This is a genomic window from Paenibacillus ihbetae (genome assembly GCF_002741055.1).
Classification (GTDB): domain Bacteria; phylum Bacillota; class Bacilli; order Paenibacillales; family Paenibacillaceae; genus Paenibacillus_AQ; species Paenibacillus_AQ ihbetae.
Window position 1 is genome coordinate 45,801 of record NZ_CP016809.1, and the last position, 21,093, is coordinate 66,893.

At 53.0% G+C, this 21,093-nt stretch carries 10 protein-coding genes; 2 read left to right on the forward strand and 8 right to left on the reverse strand.

Features of this window, described 5'->3' with window-relative positions; genetic code table 11:
* Nucleotides 1-583: 583 nt before the first annotated feature.
* The 8 genes from BBD41_RS00215 to BBD41_RS00250 all read right to left on the reverse strand — a co-directional run bounded on the left by BBD41_RS00215 (nucleotide 584) and on the right by BBD41_RS00250 (nucleotide 16,951).
* The gene (locus BBD41_RS00215) at nucleotides 584-3,907 is read right to left on the reverse strand and encodes a glycosyl hydrolase (protein ID WP_237086978.1); all 3,324 of its coding nucleotides are present in this window, start codon (nucleotides 3,905-3,907) and stop codon (nucleotides 584-586) included.
* 5 nt (nucleotides 3,908-3,912) lie between these two features.
* A complete protein-coding gene (locus BBD41_RS00220; protein WP_099476318.1) occupies nucleotides 3,913-6,003 on the reverse strand; it encodes a glutaminase family protein in 2,091 nt (696 codons plus the stop codon).
* 209 nt (nucleotides 6,004-6,212) lie between these two features.
* A complete protein-coding gene (locus BBD41_RS00225) occupies nucleotides 6,213-7,874 on the reverse strand; it encodes an extracellular solute-binding protein (protein ID WP_099476319.1) in 1,662 nt (553 codons plus the stop codon).
* Nucleotides 7,875-7,957: 83 nt separating this feature from the next.
* A complete protein-coding gene (locus BBD41_RS00230) occupies nucleotides 7,958-8,854 on the reverse strand; it encodes a carbohydrate ABC transporter permease (protein WP_077566283.1) in 897 nt (298 codons plus the stop codon).
* Nucleotides 8,855-8,866: 12 nt separating this feature from the next.
* On the reverse strand, nucleotides 8,867-9,790 hold the full coding sequence (locus tag BBD41_RS00235; RefSeq protein WP_077566281.1) for an ABC transporter permease: 924 nt from the start codon (nucleotides 9,788-9,790) through the stop codon (nucleotides 8,867-8,869).
* Nucleotides 9,791-10,158: 368 nt separating this feature from the next.
* Entirely contained in the window at nucleotides 10,159-13,257 is a 3,099-nt protein-coding gene (locus BBD41_RS00240; RefSeq protein ID WP_099476320.1) for an alpha-mannosidase, read from the reverse strand.
* A gap of 30 nt (nucleotides 13,258-13,287) precedes the next feature.
* Entirely contained in the window at nucleotides 13,288-15,510 is a 2,223-nt protein-coding gene (locus tag BBD41_RS00245) for a hypothetical protein (protein WP_099480375.1), read from the reverse strand.
* Nucleotides 15,511-15,802: 292 nt separating this feature from the next.
* A complete protein-coding gene (locus BBD41_RS00250; RefSeq protein WP_099476321.1) occupies nucleotides 15,803-16,951 on the reverse strand; it encodes a GntR family transcriptional regulator in 1,149 nt (382 codons plus the stop codon).
* 316 nt (nucleotides 16,952-17,267) lie between these two features.
* Here BBD41_RS00250 and BBD41_RS00255 point away from each other — a divergent pair, with 316 nt between their 5' ends.
* Nucleotides 17,268-19,322 carry a GxGYxYP domain-containing protein gene (locus tag BBD41_RS00255; RefSeq protein ID WP_099476322.1) on the forward strand — a complete coding sequence of 685 codons (2,055 nt, stop codon included), beginning with the start codon at nucleotides 17,268-17,270 and terminating at the stop codon, nucleotides 19,320-19,322.
* A 662-nt stretch (nucleotides 19,323-19,984) separates the two neighbouring features.
* Entirely contained in the window at nucleotides 19,985-21,091 is a 1,107-nt protein-coding gene (locus BBD41_RS00260; protein WP_099476323.1) for a GerAB/ArcD/ProY family transporter, read from the forward strand.
* The last annotated feature ends 2 nt before the right edge of the window (nucleotides 21,092-21,093 follow it).

A 21,093-nucleotide genomic window follows, 5' to 3' on the forward strand; every position in this document is an offset into this window, starting at 1 on the left:
CCGGCAGCCGGACAAGGATTTCCTGTCCATTCTGTACAAGGTTATGTGGTGGATTCCGGATTGATTCCGGATTGTGCTTGTTTCTTTTTTCCCCTTATATCGACGCTCACGGGAAGACATCCTTATCGAACCATTGATAAATCTGCAGATTGCTGGAGGTTGGCGGTTTGTGGATCCCCGTTTTAATCGAATGGGCAGTTAGTTGTCCATCTTGATGTCATGTTCCGGAACAGAGATATAGTGATAGTGATAGAGATATAAAGAAAAAGAGATAGAGATACGGATAGAGATACGGATAGAGATAAGGATAGGGATACATATAACGGTATGAGATGTCTAAGATCTTTAGAGCTTGTCATTAAATAGTTTGACATATAATATATTATGTAAACTATTAACTTCAAAAAGAGGACCTTATCGATTCAACGATAAGGTCCTTGTCTTTGAATCCAGGAAGGGCATCCTCGAATGATAGGTTCTCCGTCTTTTGAAACCCGGATTGTCTATCTTCCAATGATAGGCCCTCCGCCTTTTTCATCACGGACTATCTATCCTTCCAATGCTCGCTTTCTCGCATTTGTAACTAGGATGTCGAGGATGACCCCGCGATCCGCCGCACCAGCTTGACTTGTCCAAGCACGCCAGAAGGCAGAGCCTTTTTGCCGTATAGATTTTCGAGCGTATTCGCGGCTTCAATGCGGAAGACGTTATCCCCTTGCTTTATATAAGAGGTGACGTTCCAGCTGTAGGGCGGCCACAGCCGTACGCCGGCATCGTGTTCGTTCACGTAGAGCCGCGCTGTCTCCCGAATATCCTCGGCCTCCAGCCAAATTTCTTCTTCCGTAGCCGGATCCATATCGGTAATCGACAGCTGCTGCGAGTAACCCCCGATTCCTGCGTAGTATGGATAACCGGCTTTGCACCAATCGCCTGACAGAAGCTCCGGCTGAACGGTTAAACGTTGACCATGGGCTGCAAAGGGGCCGATCAGAAAAGCCGGATACGAAACAGCAGGCATGGGCTCCAGCAACGAAACCGTAAGCACCTCAAGCACATTCTCCCCCTCCGTAAGATGCGGAGTGATGTCGACTGCCGAGTAATACGGATCTTGCCAGCGGGACGGGCGCAAGCTTTCCTGCCGAGCTCCATTGACGAAAATTTCGATATTTCGGCGGCGCTGCAGAAAACCGATATGGGACGGGATGCGCTGCTCTACATCGTCAAGGATCAGTTCGATTGACGGCTGGGTCGGCGATCGTGCAGAATCCAACATAGTCTGGCTTGGTTGTGCATTTGGCCCACGTGCTTCCCGCAGCCAATCGATCAGCTCTGCAGATACGGTAAAGATCGTCCGGTACGTATTCACTTGCCCTGGCATCGTCGCATTCATCCGTGACTCGCGGTCATTCAGCGTGACCTGCCACCGGTCGAGCAGGAGCACGTTGGGTCCATGGCTTCGGAACAGCCAAGAGTCTCCAAGCGGCAGCTCGCCTGTTATCCTCAGATCGGGAGCGTGTTGCTCACCGGTTCGGTTATCGGTTTTAACATCGTTTCGGTCATCGGCCAAGTCCTCGCCCCGATCTGGCTGCAGCGAAATCACACGCAGCTCGCCAGGGGCGAAGCGCAGCTCCGCACTGTCGGTCATACGAGCAACGCCCCCGCTCTCCAGATCCCACTCATATCGTGCATTGCTGCGGGAGTCGCTGCTGCTTACCCGGACCGTTACGTCTTGATCCGACCAATTCAACAGCCATATAAAAGGCGTATCCTCCCGATATCGTTCCACCATGACGATATCCTCATGGGTCCCCATCGTCAAATCCAAGGACAAAATAGGCTGTCTTTTCAATATCGACCGAAGAAGCGAACAAACGTTCTCGAAACACCTTTCTTCAAGGTTCCGGTCACTTCCCGAACCAGCTGCCTCGTTAAGGTCCGCGCTGCCCAGGGCGAAATATGCCACAGCCCCTTTCCCGACATTGTTAACGACACCATGATGAGAAGCTCCGAACAAAGCGTCCATATGACGCATGACTTCAGGATCTTGCCGCTGGCATTCACTGTGCTGCGGGATTGCGCCTACTGCAATCAAGACTCCGCCTTCTGAAACAAAGGATACTAACCGTGCCGCAATTTCTCTCGACATCACTTCTAGTCCCGGCAGAATCAGTATCCGATACCCGTCCTCCTGTCCCGTAAAGCGAAATCCGCTACCTTGAACGATCTCCGCTTCGCGCAGCTGACACTCATCGACATAATCAAAATCCAACGAATGCCGAAGCAGACGATCCGACAGCAAAGAGAAGAACCGGTCGCATGCGGGATGCTTGTCCGATAGACCCGACACGAACATACGATCGTATACCGTGTGGATCGGTGACATTATGAGCATTTCAGGCCGTCTTCTCGTGCAAGCCCCAAGCAAGCTGAGACGTCCGATGTAATCAGCGAAGCTCCGATAATGCGGCCAATGCGGGGCATGATAAAATTCCGTCGGCGGAAAATCCGTCTTCCGATAGCCAACAAAGGAATAATAGAACGCATGCGGGATGAATAGATTGACGCCAAGAAAAGCCATAAAGTTCGCATCCAGCCGCCGCTGGCGCATGGAGTAGGCATGACCGCTTGCCCCGAAGGACTCGCATACGACCCGCTCCTTGCCTTCCAGCTGTGCTACGGATGCCGCCGTCTTCACGGACACGATCCGATGCGGATGATCCTTGGTGCCTATACCCGACGTTAAATAATCTACGCCCGTATAATGAAACTGCTGCAGAACGCGGGTCTGATTGCCTTGGGAACGGGCCTGTCCCCACACGGGCTCCTCCAAGGTATGGCCGATGTATAACAGGCCATGCCGCTCGCACCAGGTACGGATCGCCGCATGATAGCCGCCGACATACCACCTGGTAATCGTCTCATAATATTGCTGCCGAAACGACCGGCTTCCGTCAGCCATGCCGTACAGCAATGCGCCCAAATGCGGAATCGGGTCGTACCCGTTCTCGTCCCGGAACCGTTCAACCATGCCATGCGACCAGGCAAACACCATGCCCGGCAGCGTTGCCTGCACGTTATGGACGTCCGTCCGGATCGCTTCGACGCCGAAGAAGCCGTCATGAATCATGAGTCCCGGCTCGTCGGTAAACACGCCTTGGATGGTCTTCCCGTACTGCCCTTTCAATCGCAGCAGCGGCTCATACGATAACCGGATGAATGCTTGAACCGCTTCCGGATTCAGCGTATCGAGGTAGTAACCTTGCGCGAACGTCATTCCTTCCGCAATCTCGCAGGACCAGCACGCAAGGATAACGTAGGGATCGTCCGTCTTGGGGACCCACTCCTGGTTCAGGAAGCCTGTAATATTCTCGGGATTGCTGCATAGCAGCCACTCCCCATCCCGCTGAATCGCGCGGTATGCCAGGATGGCGATAAGCGCTTGATGCTCGTAAGAGGCAAAATCGAGCTTCAACGAGGCTGCCGCCCCGCCTCCTGGAAGTCTTCGTTCTTCCACCCGAAGGTACCGCATGCGATATTCCGGATACTGCCGCGTCAGCTTGCCGCCGACCGTTCCGCTTGGCCAGTTATCCTCATCATAAAGCCACACCACCATGTTTCGTTTGCGGCACTCCTCCGTACTGAACTCCAGCGCATCCATGAACTCATCCGAAAGAAAGTCCGATTGCATCCCGTGCCGTGCATGCAGCACGACTCCGCCGACACCCGCCTTATGCATGGCCTCAATCTGTTGCTCCAGCTCCGGCTTCTCCAGCCTGTGGTTGAGAAACCAGAAGGGTTGGGGGCGGAAAATGGGAGCGGGATTCCGAAACTGTGCTTCCAGTGAATCCTCTCCTAACGGTTGTCGCGACATATCCCGCAGGGCATCTTGTGTTTTGAACGTTTGCATGCCGGTTACCTCTTTTCATGTAACGCCCGGCCTGCCGCCGTTCGTTGCGAGAGCAGCAAAGGCAGGAAAAAGCCGCCCACGACTGACCGGTTCTGGAAATTCATCTGCTTGCCGGATTTCGTATCATACCAATCCGTAATGGGCACGCGGCTTTCCGTTTCATTCAGAAAGTCCCAGAACGGAGCGATCAGGCGTTCGAACTGCGAACGGGTTCCCATCGAAGCGCTCCAGATGAGCCAATCCGCCTTGGTATACGATTCGCGGCTGTCCAGCGGCACGCCGTATTGATTCTGCCGCTTCAGATAATAGTCAATCTCCTTGACCGCCACCTCTTCCGGGAACAAGCCGAGCGCAAGCAGCCGGTCCCACACGAGGTTGTATTTCAGGCTCCACGATTCGACCGGGCTGTCGAAGGTAAGCTTGTAGTGATCCCCGGCATCCGCCATGGACAGCCACTCGCTGGCCATTGTTTTGGCCGCTGCCCTGTATTCTTCCGCAGACTCATCCATACCGAGCAGGCTGCACATCGAGGCATAAGCGCCGATACCGACAATCGCTTTGATCGACAGGTTGGCATTGTGGGCAAGATGCCCGGCAAAGTCATCGGTACAGAGCTGATTGTCCGGATCAAGCCCATGCGCAAGCAAATAACGCGCCCACTTGGACAGCAGCTCCCAGTTCTCCTTGGCAAAATCCCCGCTGTCCTCGTATTTGCAAACGGCCGCTGCCATCAGCAGCATATTGCCGCATTCCTCGATCGGCATCTGGTATTCCAGCTTGTTCTCGCCGTATACCTGACCATTGGCTTTCGGATACGTGCCCACATCGTGAGGGGCAAAATCAAATGCCCATTGGCCGCTTCCCGCATAATCGAAGATCGGGCGCATCATCCCCTTGACCAGCTCCGGCTTATACTTCAGGAAGAGAGGCATCGACGGGTAGCTGACATCGACGGTGGCGATGCAGCCGTTGCTGAAATTCTCTTTGGAGAAAAATAAGATCCGCCCCGATCCGTCCGTGACCAGTTTATGAGCGGCGATCGCTTGCCGGTATGCCAATGCCGCGATATCGCTGAACGCGTCGCCGCCCGCTTCAGCGCTCTCTTTAAGCAGCTCTGCATTAAACGCTTCGCAGCGCTGCAGGATATCCTCATATTCGTCCGCAGCCGAGAGCAGCATCTCCTGAAAGGACGCCTCGTTTCGCTTCCAATAAGCGTCCAGCGGCTGATGAAAATATTCAATGGAATGCACATCGTCATAGGCGAGCATCAGGAACTGTGACACAGGCTCGGCGCCGATGCGCCCCATATCGACTTCGGCTGCGAGAACCGGCATATTTTCCCCGGCAGGCCTCGGCTTAGCTGCATCATCGGCAGCCGGCAGTTCGCCGGTTCGAAGATACGCTTCCCTTCCGGCTGCGGAATGAATGACGGTTCGTATGCACTCTGATTTAGAATGGGCGAGGTACATATATCCCCAGTCGATTCGCGTATCATCCCCGGCGCGCTGCAGTACCGTCTGGGATACAGTTCCGATCGACAAAGCGAACAAACGTTCCGATTCCTCGTGACGATCCCAGGTGACGACCTGATCCGGGGTATGGACACACCACTCGCTGGTAACATCGAAATAGATTTTCACTTGATGGGATTGCCCGTCGATGGATATCGCTTGATACGTGACATAGGTGACGGGACGGGACAAAACATCCAGATCATCCGGCAGCAGCGGCGATGTGAAGCTAACGTCCAGACGGATGCCTTCACCTTCGAACGCGTACCGGGTCGTTAGCGGTTCAACGACCAGCCCGGTTTGTTCCAGCACCTCCGGCTCCGCCGGACCGGACGGCTCATCCTGCAATCCAACCCGTCCCATGAACTTCCTCGGTTTGCCGTCAATCAGGATCAGGCCGACCATACCGTAGCGTTTATTCGTCCAATGCCGGATATGGTCGTCATACAGATGGTCGGCTGCCGACCACGCGCTAAAATACGGGTCAATCGTGACCAGCGGCACGGACGGAGGTCTTAAACTTGTCTTCATGTTCACTTCAGCTCCCTTTATTCCGATATTTTGACGGATACAACATGAACCCATCGAGCAGGAGATGCGAATTGCTGCGTAAATATTATCCTAACAGTTCTGCATGACATCCGAATTTCCTTTGAATGAAACGGTCTTTTATGCGAAAGACTTCGCAATCCTTGATGACAAGGACAGCGAAGCCTGTTCTTTCTCCCGCAGACCTTTTGTATTCGAGTCCATCGCTCAAGCTGTAGAAATGAGTGCTTGTACCAAACCATGGGTTAGTTCGGCATTTGAACCGTGACGACTTCTTTTCCCTTCAGATTGTCGTTCGTAAACTTCATCGCCTGGTCATACCCGGTCTTTCGGAGTTGCTCTCGAAGCTCGTTAATGATGCTCAGCGCCGCTTCATCGGATTTGGCAAACACGGCTTCCTTCCAAGCATCGCCCATTCGGTCCATCGACGGCTTGAGCATTTCCCACTCCGGCGCTTTCGTGATCACATCGCCCGGATTGTAGGCCGTAATCACATGAATGCCTTTCGGACGGAGGATTTTACGCGCGTTTTCCATCGCGGCTACCCGCTCCTGATCGGCCCAGATGTCGCCGCCGGCAGCCGAATTGATGCGGTCCAGTCCAGTAAGCGATTCCAAACCGATGCTGATGCCCTCGCTCTTGCGGAGCTTCATGTTCGTGTCCGTGCTGAATTTGTCGAACCATTCCTGAATCGCAACCGGCTTGCCCTCCTTCATCTCCCAATGAACGCCCTCTACGCCGTATCTCGCTAGCATGAATCCTTCATCGGAAGCCATGAAATCCAGGAACTTCAACGCCGCATCCACGCATTCGCCCTTGCAGTTCTTCGTTATGGCTGTCACGTTGTTGCCCTGGATCGCCAGGTCCACCGGCCGGTCCGGCTCAACGTCGGCGCGCTCCAACGGACCGAGCGGGACGAACTCGCTGCCCGGATGGGCGGATGCGTACTCCTTGGACGCATCAAGAATGGCCGGATAATGCGCCGCCAGAATCGCGATGCGGCCTTGGTTGATTTTCTCCTTGGCGATCGGGTCCGTCTGCGTAAACGTCTCCGGATCCAGCAGCCCTTCCTCGATCAGCTTCCGGTAGAAGAGCGTGTATTCCTCATAGCCTTTCGTAAAAAAGTTATGCTCTACCGTTCCGTCGCCCTTATCGACATAGGAGGCACCCGAATAGAACATCGTGTTGCCGATGCCGACCGCCCAGCCGTTGCTGAACCCGCCGAGCGGAAAGACGGGCTGTCCGTTCACCTGAAGATTGGCGTCCTTGATCTTCTTGAGGAAGTTATAGAAATCCTCCTTCGTCTTCACGGATTGCGGATCGACTCCAAGCTTCTCGGCGATGTCCTTGCGAACATAGAAGCCGTACAGCCAGTCCATGCCATCCTCGTTCGTGGCCGGCTGGTTTTGCAGCAGCAGATATTTTTTGCCGTCATAGGCATCGATCGCCTTCTCATATAAAGCCGGCGGCACGTTCTCCGGCGCAATGGACTTCATCAGATTCGGATAGCTGCTAAGCTTGTCCGATATATCCACCAGCTGGCCTTCCTTGGCAGCTTTGATGATGCCGTCCAGCTCGCCGCCCCATGCAGGTCCGGTATAAATGTCAGGCAGGTTCTGGGTCGCGAAGATCTGGTTCACCTTTTCCGTCTCGCTGCCTTTTGTATATTCCCACTCCAGCGTGACGCCGGTTTTCTCTTTAATCACCTGCTCAACCGGCGTCATCCCGTTATCCGAGCCGGTCGAGCCGTTCCAGTTGTGCAGTATCTTCAGCTTATATGATGTCTCTCCTTCCTTGCCTTCGCCGCTGTCGTCTTTTCCTGGTGTGTTCGTGCAGCCGATCAGTAATCCTCCAACCATGGCGGACATAAGCAAAATGGATACGCCTTTCGACCAAATCCTTTTCAATCCAATCGCCTCCTGGAATATGGATATCAACTTCGTGAGCCACTCTACGATGCATGCTTCTAATCACGAGCAGGAAACAAATCTTAACCTTTGACGGAACCGATCATGACCCCCTTTACGAAATACCGCTGCAGGAACGGATAGATGCACAGAATCGGGAATACCGTAATGACGAGAAGTGCCATCCGCAGCGATTCGGGCGTTGCTCCCGCTCCGCTTGCCATGCCCACCGTCTGCCCGCCTTGCTGAGATGCCCGCTGCATGGAGTTTGAGAGCGCCTCGGCTTCGGTCAGCATTTCCTGGAGCAGCGTCTGTACCGGAATCAGTTCTTTATTGGAGACATAGTAGGCCCCGGAGAACCAGTCGTTCCAATGAGCGACCCCGATAAAGAGCGAAATCGTAGCGAGCACAGGGCCGGACAGCGGCAGGATGATCCGCAGGAAGATCTGAAAATCCCCGTAACCGTCAATCTTCGCCGACTCCTCCAGCTCTTCCGGTATGCCTTGCAGAAACGTCCGGATAATGACGATATGCATGAAGTTATACAGCATCGGCAGGACATACACCCAGAACGTATTGATTAGATGCAGCTTTTGCAATGTGATGAAGAACGGAATGAATCCCGCGCTGAAAATCGTCGGAAGAAAAATGTAAAACGTGAAGAATGACCGTCCCGGCAGCGTTTTTTTCGACAGCGCATACGCCATAAGCGTGCACAATACCACATGCAAGAACGTGCCGATCAGCGTGCGCATAATGGTGATCCGGTACGCCTGCCAGATTCGGGCGTTGTCAAACACCTGGGCGTAATTCTCGAGCGTGAATTTGCGCGGCAGGAAATAAATCGAGCCCATCATCGAGTCTTTGCCGTCATTCAATGAATAAGCCAGAATGTAAATGAACGGATAAATCATGGCAAAGCCAACCAGAGCCAGAACCGTGTAATTGAATATTGAGAAAAAAGACCACTTGCGTTTCATATCGTCACCTCCTTAGAACAGAGATACATCGCTGACTTTTCGGGCAATCCGGTTCACCGTCAGGATCAGGATCAGTCCGATAATGCTCTGGAACAAGCCGACGGCAGCGGCATAGCTGAGCCGTCCTTCCCGGATCCCGGAGTTGATGGCATGTACATCCAGTACGCTGCCTATGCTCGCGGTTGCAGGGCCATTCAATAGAAGGAGCTGCTCGTATCCGGCGCTCATCAGGTTTCCGACCGCCAGGATAAACAGAATGATCGCGACGTTTCGGATCCCAGGCAAGGTAATATGCCACATTTGGCGAAAGCGTCCGGCACCGTCCATTTTTGCGGCTTCATACAGCTGCTGGTCGATGCCCGCAATCGCAGCCATGAAGATAATGGAATTCCAGCCGATGTTCTTCCAAATATCGGAGCCGACAATCATTTGATAGAACCATGTCGGGTTGTTCAGGAATTGGATCGGATCGGCACCCAGCATTGACACCACATCATTTACCGGTCCGCCGTATGGCGTTAAAAGACGCTGCATTAGAGTCACCACGACGATCCATGATACAAAGTAAGGCAGGTACGATAAGGTCTGGATCGTCTTCTTGAACCTGATCTTCCGCACCTCATTAAGTAGAAGGGCCAGGATGATCGGCATCGGAAATCCGATGAGCAGCTTCATCAGGCTGATAATGACCGTATTGCGAATGATGTCGCCGGATTGATAATAATTAAAAAATTGCTCGAAATATTTGAATCCGGCCCAAGGGCTTCCGGTGAAGCCCCCGATAAAGGTGTAATCCCGGAAAGCCACTTGAATTCCGTACAGCGGGACATAGGAAAATAGAAAAAACCAGATGATGCCCGGCAGCATAAACAAGTAAAACAGCTTGTGCTGCCATATGCGTTTCCCTAATCGGCTGTTTTCCAGTCGATTTTTCATCTTGTATACACCTCCTTTCCCGTCTTGGGCCCTTGAAGCCCCCAGCTCAGCGATGTGATCGGCTCCAGGGGCTACAGAGGGGCATGTAATTAATGGGTTTCATATGCTTCATGGGCTTTATTCGGTACATACGATTCGTGCTTTATGGACGTTCACGCGTTTCATGCGATCCGTGCAATTCATACGATCCGTGCAATTCAGCTTTTCTTAAAAACCATGCTTCATGCGCTTGCATGCTTTCATGCCATAAGTGCTGCATTTCATGCTCTTTTAGGCTTCATGCATTTCATGCTCTTTAAGTGCTTCATGTGTGCTTCATGCGCTGCCAGGAATCATGGATGTCATAAGGCTGCTCGGGAATCTTGGCGTCATGATGCCTTTTCTGCCTTTAGTCGGAGCGTAATGATCTCGAACGGCGCTAAGGTAAGAGGAATTTGTCCGCCGTTCTCCAAATCCAGCCGGGCGAGCCTGCGTTCCAGCAGATCGGCTGTCCAAGCCTCCGCAGCCGCAAACCCGAGATGCAGCCTCGTCTGGATGCCGGAGCCTGAGATTTCGAAGAGGCGGACGATGATATCGTCCCCGTCCTCGGCTTTCTTGACGGACTCCACCATCACATGCGGGTGGCTCACTCTCAGGAACGATGTTGTATCCCTCAGCCCATAGGACGCAGCCTGCGGATCGGGGGAAGCTTCCACGATATGGAGCGGGATGTTCAGCTCATACCCTCTTTTGTACACCTCGGCCTGAACATGGTTGCCCAGATGCGGATACAACGAATAGGTGAACCGATGCTCGGCCAGGTCCGCATCCGGATCGGGATAGGAGCTGCTGCGCAGCAGATTCAGATCCAGCACATTCCCGTTGGCCCGGTGGCCGTACTTGCAGTCGTTCAGCAATGCAACGCCGTAAGCCGGCTCAGACATATCGATCCACTGGTGCGCGCAGATCTCGTCTTTGGCGAAGTCCCACATCGTATTGCGATGGGTGGGACGGCTGATGCTGCCGAATTGGATATCACACGTGACATGCTCCGATCTCACGTTCACCGGGAAGGAAGTCCGCAGCATTTTCCCCCGCTCCCTCCAATCGACAATTGTTTCAAAATCAATCCGGCGGCTCCCTTCCTCCAGCTTAACGGTCTGCGTCAGCTCGGATTCGCCGAAACGATAGCGAAAGATCCATCCGGTTATCGGCCCGTTGTCATAAGCCTGCACATCCTTTAGCGATATCGGCTGTCCGGCAGTAGCGGCATAATCATGGCGGAAATCCCAGGCGTCGCCTTCATCTTCATACACTTGCAGCCGATTGCCGGCCTTCCCCGGGGGGATAACCTCGCGCCCCGCCTCTTTATCCATAACCGAACGGATGGTGCCGTCCGGGAGAAACGTGACGATCAGCTTATCGTTCTCCAGCGTTCGTTCATCGGCGGATGTCCGGACGGCTTCTTCATATCCGGCCGCGAATTGCATAGCGGCAGCGCGGGAGTCCCCAGGGCTCGCCTCTGCCTTTTCGCCAGCATCAGGCTGAATTGTGACGGTAGTATAGCCCATGGCCGGAACCTGTACCTTTTGCCAATGTCCATGGATCTCGACCCATTGTTCCCGCTTCCATGGGAGTGAATTAAAGACAACAGCCCGGCATGCTTCACCTCTTGCGGCGATCCGATCGGCCAGCCCGGCATACGCTTCCCGGATCATGGCTTCCGTCTGCCTGAGCAGCACCTCATACCGCTGCAGAGACTCATCATATACGCGCTTGATGGATGAGCCGGGGAGGATGTCATGGAACTGGTACAGGAGCACTTCCTTCCAGATCGCCTCCAGCGTTTCAGCAGGGTACGCCTTGCCCGTCTCGGTGCATGCAAGAACCGAAGCGAATTCCAGCTCCCGCAGCGCCTTTTCCATCTTCCGGTTATACCGCTTGCTGCGCGCCTGGCTCGTTAACGTCCCTTGATGCTTCTCCAGATACAGCTCCCCCCGCCAAGTCTGAAGCCTTCCTCTCTCTTCATGCAGCCGTTCGAAGAATCGCCAGGAAGGCTCCTGAATGACCGGTGAAAGGCCCAGCAGATTCTTCTCCCGATCCAGCCGTTCGAGATGCTCTTCTCCCGGACCGCCCCCGCCGTCGCCAATGCCGAACAGCATCAGGGCATGGCCGGATACGTTCTTGTCGAGATATTCCCGTTCTATCTTGGCGATGGACCGGGGAGCGGCCGGGCTATTGTACGTATCCTCCGGCGGCATATGCATCAACACCCTCGATCCGTCGATGCCCTCCCATAAGAAGGAATGGTGCGGATGGCGGTTATATTCGCTCCAGGACAGCTTCTGGGTCATCATGTACTCGACGCCGGCTTTGCGAAGCAGCTGCGGCAGGCTTGCTGTATAACCGAACACATCAGGCATCCACAGCGATTTCATCTCCAGCCCGAATTCCTGCATAAAATATCGTTTGCCGTACAGAAGCTGCCGAACGAGCGATTCGCCTCCCGGCACATTGGTGTCGGATTCGACCCACATGGCTCCTTGTGGCTCCCATCGGCCTTCGCTGACTTTCAACTTAATCTGTTCGTACAGCTTCGGATAATGCTGCTTCATCCATTCGTACAGCTGCGGCTGGCTGGCGCCGAACACGTAATCGGGATACCGCTCAAGCATGCGGAGCGCCGTGGAGAAGGTTCTGGCTCCCTTGCGGATCGTTTCACGGATCGGCCACAGCCAAGCCAGGTCGATATGCGCATGCCCGACGGCGCTGATCGTCAGCACCGAATCCCCCCCGCGCAGCATCAGCTGTTCTTCGAGAAGACGACGCGCATGCTGAATGCGCTCCGGCGTCATCAAGGAAAGCTGCAATGATGCATCATACAGCGCTTGGAGAATCCGTTCCCTGCGTGCGCTGCCGCTCGGTAGATGCTCCGCGGTTTCCAGCAGCACTTCGGTGTCGTAATACAAGCTCCGTACCTCTTCATGGCAGATGGCAAGGAGCGCTTCCTTGACCGTACCGCCCCGATATTTTCCGAACAGGTCGTTATTGCCGGCATCGGCCCACACTTCGATCTGATCGCCTTGAACGAACGTCTCTCCGAGTTCGACAACCCGTTTGCCCGGAAGGCCGAGCGTGAAATCAAATTCCGAGTTGACGGTGGTCAATCCTTGATAAGGCGATCCTTCCCGGTCTACCAGGCAGAGCTCCCCGTTTACGTCAATCAGAAGCACGAGCTTCTCCTTCGCTTCGAATGTCCGGGACGGAATCCGGCCCGTAAATCGGAACCAGGCACAATCCCACAGCTCACCCCAACGTTCTCCGCGCGCCAGCTTCATCGGCCTCCCCGTCATTCGCTCCTCATAACGTACAGGCTCCGCTGTCGCCCAAGCTGTGATTTCCAATTCTGCAACCGGCTCATAGATAGCTTCCCGGAGCTTGTTTAGCACGTGCTTTAACCGCTCCAGCCTTATCGGTTCGTATGGCATGCTCCCACTTCTCCTCTCTGATCTGCAGCGTCATTGGCTTGTGCCCTGCTCTTGCGCCTCCCAATTAACCTGAATCTCGGAGCGGTTTCCCTTGCCGTGCTCGTAACGCAGGAGCACGGTTCGCGTGGCCGAATCCCATTCCCAGGCAACGGAAGCCGTCCTGTCTTGCGTTGCAGACACTGGTTTGACCGGGCAGTATATTCTGGCGGTCGCCTTCAATTTGGCCGGCCCCCGAGCAATAAAGCGAAAACCGCTGGACATCCGGGTCAGATCTTCCACTCGGGAGGAAGCGGAGATGACAGCAACTCCGTCTTCGGACGGCCGTCCGGCTTCCACATCATATAGCAGGGCTTGCTGACCCGGATTCAGGCGGACCTCTGTCAGAACGCCGAGCTGAGGATCGAATACGTCGACCACCGGCCCCCGGATCACGAGCGGATCAGAGCTGATGGATTCCTCCAGTACGGCAGCAACCCAGTAAGGGCCCCGTCTAATCTTGTAGTAATGTTTCGGCTTCCAATCGGATCCATCCCCCGATAGCAGCGTAATCGCCTTCTGGACGGACTGGCGAAGCATACCCGCACCGGTTTTACTCCGGGCTAGGCTGGAGGGGTTCTTCTGCAGCCACCCGAACACTCCTTTTCCCATCTGCCTGATGTCTTCACCCGACTCCAATTGCCCTGAATCAACCAGTCCCAGCTGTTCAAACAGATGTTCACGTGGAGAACCGTAGGTGCGCCCATAATCACCACCATCATTCCACCAATGCCAGATGCGGTGATATGGATCGGAATCGTCCCCAACATAGATCAGAGCCCCTCCTTCCTGAACCCACTGGGCGATTGCATGGTGGATATCCGGATATTCCGGTTTCATGAATTCGTAGCTCAGCACTAGCACCCGATATGGCGCCAAATACTCCGGATATCGCCTTACGTTGTCCAGCTGTACCGGCCGAACCGGTATACCATGCTTCAGCAGCGGGAGCGCGAGGCCGTAGAAGGGGGAAAAATCGAGCAGCTCGGTATCCCCTTCCTGCTGAAAGCCATCGGGATCCGTACCGTCATATTTTCCGGCATCCGGTGCCCCTTCCTCCGGTCTCATACGCTGGAACATCGCTGAATCCGCAATCAGAACGCCGACTTGAAGCGGCTCTCCCTCGGTCTCATTCACCTCGTGCGCCATATTTCCAAGCGTGTGCATGACATTGAGAAGTGTGGTCGCGTACGTCGGCGGGATCGATTCTTTGCCGGACCCGTCTTCGGCGGGATAGATCCCTTTAAAGATTCTCCGCGGCCACGGAGCAACCTCATAATGAGAAATGCCGGGATGCAGCAGCGAGGCGGTTACAGTCTTCAAATAGTTCTGTTTATAATCCGCCCAAGTATGGTTCGGGTTATCTTCGATCGGATCGTGCAGGAACCACATTCTTCGGTCCGTTCCCCTTACGAGCTCCTGCATCATGCCATACTCCAGGTAAGCGGTTTCAAACGTACGTTCCTTTCGCACCCCTTCATACACGTTCGGCGTTCGGGAAGTTCCGGTCCAGATTTGAGCGATATAACCATCAACGGCCGGGAGCTCGATTAACCGAGATTGCGGACTGACGATCCGCCACTGCGTGTAGTTGATCAGGCTGTGCGTCGGAACATAGAAGCGAAGCACGCGGCCATATCGCTTCAATGCGTATTCCTTCATCTCGCCGCATAATCGGTCCAGCATCCGCGTATATAAGAATGCTTTCAATTTGGAGGCCCGGAATTGCGCATCGGCGGAAGTATGCGGCGGGATCCACGGCTCCTTGTAATACAGCTGCCACTCCCGCTTAAATGCCTCCGAGTACCCCCCATTCACCCAAAATTCCGGCTCCTCTAGATGAATCGCCTCCACACCGGCGTCCACGGCGATACGGATACGCTCCGCAAGATACCGGCCAAAAGATATGGTCGGCACCATATAAGGAATAACGGGCTTCGTCCCGTGGAGGATCATCTTTCCGCTGCGATCCGTCTGGGCTTCATCCCAATGAGGTTCGCCGTCCACCTCGCCGTCCAGATATCTGTTGTAATCCCCCCAAGCCACTCCTGTCATCAGGTGTACGATATAACCCTGCTCTTTCCACTGCCTGATTCGCTCCGGCATCGTATCGTCAATACCGTATACCATGACAAAGTCCGTCTGCAGATCATAATCGGGATGATACGGCGCTGATTCTTGAAATCCGGTACGTTCTTGCGATCGGTCTCTCTGCACGAGCATTTCCCTCCTCGCCATTCTAATAGTCCGCTTATCGTCTTAGATCAAAACTTCGTTTACATCTTTTTCTAGAATATAATATATAATATAAATATATTCAATATGTTTTTGTTGAATAATCTTTCATGTTCTCAAAGTCAACGGCTATATTCTGTCGGTTCAAGGTCTATTCAATTAGTCTTCATGCCTTATCTGGTTTACGCAGAACATGTCGCCGCAAGAAAACGAAAAAAATGCCTCCCCCCCTTATATTGGGAGAAGGCTTTCTTTCTATCCGGGCTGCGTTCGGCTACGTACGCGGAACAGGGCCCGAGGTTTGCCGGACGACAAGCTCGGGCTCGATGAGCATTTTGCTGTAGTGCTTTACTTCTTCGCGGTTGCGGACCACATCGAGCAGTTTCATAGCCGCCCGATAGCCCATATCCCGCTCGAACTGTTTCACATGCGTGAATATGCTGAACTCATCCACGATGGACGTGGGATCGTCAAAGCTTACGATCGATACATCCTCAGGCACCCGAAGGCCTGCCTGCCGGGCCATCTGGTAAATTTGCACACCCAGTCTTCCGTTCAGCGAAATATACGCGGTAACCATCCGGTTCCGGATATACCGGTAAAGCGGGTGGGCCTCGGCGTCTTTCAGCACGCTGAGCGGCTTGAAATCAGTGATCATATGCGCCGGATTAATCAGCGCGCCCTTGTTCTTCAAAGCATCGATATACCCTTCTATGCGCTCCTGGACTGTAACCGTTTGAAGCGGCGAATCCGAGCAGATCGCGATATCGCGATGACCGAGCTCCCATAAATGCTCCACGGCAAGCTGTGTTCCCTTCCGGCCATCCGCGGCGATATAGTGGGTTTCCACCCCTGGCAGGTACCGGTCGATCAGAACGAACGGGAAACCCGCCAGCTTCATCCCAAGGATTTCCTCGTTGTAATTTTCCTCATCGATCGGGAAAATCAGCAGCCCCTCGGCCCCGAGCGACTTCAGCTCTTTGATCGCTTCCTGTTCTTTGTCCAGCTTGCCGTGGGTCAATATGATCATGCTGCGGTATCCTTCATTCATCAATGCGCGCTCGATCCCTTCGACGAGCCGAATCGCAAAATAATCATGGATGCTGGGCATAATGACGCCGATTAAGCCCGCAGCCTCCGAAATCCCGTTTAACCTCGCCGCCGGTTCCCCGGCAGACGGCGCGAGGACCGCATCTGCTTCCTTGGCTACAAAGCTTCCCTTGCCCGGTACCCTTGAGATAATCTTCTCGTTTGCTAAGCCGGTCAAAGCATTGGCTACCGTAATTTTGCTGACCCGAAACTGATCCATCAGCTCCTTCTCGGTCGGAATGCGGTCTCCGGGCTTCATATTTTCGGTTGCGATGACCTGTTTAATGTAATCCTGGATTTGCTGGTATAGCGGAATACGATCGTTTACACTCATTCTAATCACATCACCAATTCATTCATGATATTTGTAATATATAATATATCCTTACACAACCATGCGCAATAAACAAGCGTTTGTCGAGCGCCCCATCCTTATCGCAGCCATAATAATCACCGAATTCAGTGGCTAATCCGCAAGAATTTCAGGAAGTTTTGTCGAACCTCTTGTAAAAATATTGTTGTATATATTAAATATATGTTGGGTGGTGATGTGTCAAAATACATGGAGAGCTAATGGCAAAGGAGGGATATGATGACGATCCGACACACGCACTCTGATCCCCAAAAATGAATGACAAGGAGTGAAACCTATGGCCCGTAAATTCTCGATTATTTGTCTAGCGATTATTTGCTCATTCACCCTAACATCCGGATTCGCATTCGCATCGGAATCCAAAGTGCAGGCAGCCAAACCGGGAATCACGAAACATCGCGAGCTTCCAAGCTTCAAGAAACCAAAGCATTTGGACGCTGCCGATATTTACGATGCTCCGGGAGACGTGAAGCTGCTGCTAGGAACACTTCAAGGACTTGTAAACCGTGAGCTTCCCCGAATTTATTTGCTTGAGTCCGATGAGGAAGGGAAAACGACCTGGCTCAAAGATCTGGCAGTGCCTTATACGCTCCACGAGAACTACTGGGAGATATTCGATCGTTATCGCAGCGAGGCAGCCGGCTTGATCGTTTATGATCCTGACGTTCCGGATACCATCAATGTGGCCACAACGCTCGCCGGACTCAAGGATGCTGTCGTTGCTAGTCCGGAGCTGGCCGAGAAATTGTCCGCCGCACCATACCATATGAATATTCTTGAGGATCTGCGAGGCAAATTCAACAGCCGGATCGAGGCCTATAACTGGCAGTATGAGCATCTGTGGGATCAAACGACGCATCAGATGCTAGTGGGATTAGCGCCCGATACAGCGATCCGCATCCCTCCAGGTCTCCCTGAATCCTTCGTTACGATTGCCGAGGAGAATGAGCAGATCCGTGACGCAAGCAATCGGGATGTATACAGCCTGAACCTTACCCCCCTGCTCGGTAAATCGGCGGTTTATCTCCGCTTCGACGACGCCTTTCCGCAGGACGGCTGGGGCCCGGCCATTCACGAAGTGACGGTGAAGGCAGACGGGCAGACGATCGCCAGCTTCATTGCTGGCAGTTCCGAAGAAGAATCCTACCTCTATGATCGGCAAAACTCAAAGTTTTTGGAAGGTCAAGGCGGACATCGCTTTGCCGATAACGGAAACTATTTCGTGTATGAATTTACACCGCCAACCGGTACGAAGCAGCTGACCGCAGAGGTTGATATGTGGAACCAATATAAAGTCTCGGCGGGCAACATTAAGCCGCTGTCGGCAGAGCAGCGGGAGCCGTATGCCTACTTGAGAGATTACGCCGTTGCGAATCGAGCGATGGTATTCTGGCTTGACTCCAACGTGCCTGAGCAGCTCGCTCTGTTCGAGAAGATCATGTCCGACGTTGAACCAGGGACGCCTTATCTGGGCTGGTTCAGCAATGACGTGGAAGGCGAGTTCAGCTCCGTGGAAATCGCATCCCGTTACGGTGTCTACGTGCTGGCGGCAGATTGGTTCAGCAACCTGACTGTTTTCTCGGGCACGAAGCCAAAATATGCGCCCGCCAAGAAGTCGCCTCGCCCGGCCCTTGAGAACAAAATCTATGTAACCTACACCTTTACGGAAGGTGACAACTTCCAGTACAACCAGCATCGGATGCGCGTGATGTGGGATGATCCGGCACGGGGCAAGGTTCCGATCAACTGGACCTCCAGCCCCCTTCTACATGAAGGAGCGCCCGCGATTCTGAATTACTATATGAACACCGCAACGGAGAACGACCTGTTGATAGCCGGACCTTCCGGAGCAGGATACTTCTATCCGAGTGCATGGCCGGACGACAGCTTCGTCGATTTTCTGAACCAGACGCAGCAGTATCTTAAGAAGACGGGCATGACGATCCCTTATGTGCTGAACCGGTTGGATAGCCAGAATGTGCCGCTCACGCCGTTCAAGGCTTCCGCCTATGAGAAAGAATACGATGTTCCGGGCCTCTTTATCAGCTACGAAGATAAATTTGGCGTAGAAATCGTGAACGACAGTCTCCCGGTTTCGACCATTCGCGGCATCAGCACGGCGCAAGACGGTCTGCAGGTGCTCCAGGAGGCTAAAGCCAATTGGGACGGCAAATCACCACTGTTCGTATCCCTCGGTCTGCTCGCCTGGAGTATGACACCGTCCGATGCGGTCAAGTTGACGGAAGCTTTAGGTGACGAATTCGAGGTTGTCCGTGCGGACCATTACTTCTCCCTGATCCGCGAAAGCTACGGGTTGAAGAAAAGTAAATAAATAAAGAAAACCCATACGGAGCAGCGGTTCTCAGCATCAACGTTAACCGCTGCTTCTTTTTCCGTTTTCAATGAACGTCCAGCGTAGAGAATAAGGCTGTTTATCTCGATCTGATATTATTAATGCAGTTAATCATTCCTTTAATTCATGCTATGAAATATATTAGTTAATTACATGAACTAATAATAATTCATGGGGTTAATTGTTTGGTGATTTTCGAATAGGTACCTTTTTGTAGATCCATGAGAGATACAATCGTTTTTGTCCACCGTCTGTCAGCTGCGCCCGTCTCCCTCTATCTTATCCATGCCTCTTCCCTCTCTAGCTTCTGCAAGGTCGCTGCACGATCTCTTTACCGAGGAACCGACCATGACAGCAACGTATCTTTGGATTGCCCCATCATACGGGGTCCCACGTAGATGAAGAGCGGAACGCTAGAGGCTGTGTCGAATGCATGAAGTTTTTGCGATTACCCAAGAAATAATCAGTTGATATTTATGGTCGAAAGGTCGGTTGCCATCAGTGCATACTTTCGATGTGATTAACTGAAGGTAAGCCTCTCCCCCGGCAGCTGAGCTGTACATAAAATACGGTCCGATTGGTGAATACTCACTGTAATGGATTAGCATGCATTCCGTACAGATGGAGACTTTTTGAGACCTATGAATAAGAAAATTTCCTTGATCAACGTATATTTCATCATGCTTCTTTCGCTTGGGATCACCAATCACGTCATCCTGATCCCTTTGATCCTGCAACTCTCGAGTCGGGATGCATGGTTTGGCACCTTGTTAACCATGATTCTGCATGTCGGTTGGGTTTACATCGTCTACTACATCATGAAACGGACCGGGCAGCAGTCGATCTTCGACCGGTTTAGGGAGCGGTTCGGCAAATTCGGAGGAGGCGTGTTCGCATCCATTACGGCGCTCTATTTCATGTGGATGTCCATGGTGATTTTAAGAGAAACCACCACCTGGATTCAGGTAACGTATTTACCTCAAACACCTAAACTCGTCGTATCCATGATTATCGTCCTTCTCTGCGCTATCGTCGCCAATAACGGCATTCGCTCCATTGCCATCATATCCGGCATTCTGCTTCCGGTCGTCTGGCTGCTTGGCCATTTCGTCGCAATCTCCAATTTGCAATACAAGGACTACTCTTTGCTAACCCCTTTATTTGTCGAGGGGGTTGAACCGATGCTGCGCGGTATGATTGTGGCTGCCGGCGGTTTTATGGAACTGTTCGTATTGATCTACTTAACCCATCATATGAAGCGCCGGATGAATTATCTGAGTATCGCCATCCTGGCATTACTGCTGGGAGGTCTGACCTTGGGCCCTTTAATGGGAGCAATTGCCGCCTTCGGTCCTTTCCCGGCCATGCAATCCAGATATCCCGCATATGAACAATGGATGCTCGTCACCATTACGAAGTACATTACACACGTTGACTTCCTTGCGCTTTACCAGTGGATATCCGGAACGTTAATCCGCATTTCCCTCTTCTTTTGGATCATTGCCGAGGGAATGGCCTTCCAAAAAGCGAAACACCGCTGCTGGTTCCTGTTCATATTCGGGATTGCACTATCAGCATTGACACTCATTCCAATGATCGATAAACAGATTGAACAATTCGTGTTTGGAAGATACTCGGCAGCTTTTCTTTCGTTTCTCACGATATTTACGTTAGCTGTTGCGCTCGCCGTGTCATTCAAGCCGAAAACGAAGGTGGAATGCTCCAGTGAATCAAAAAAAGCCTCGTAACC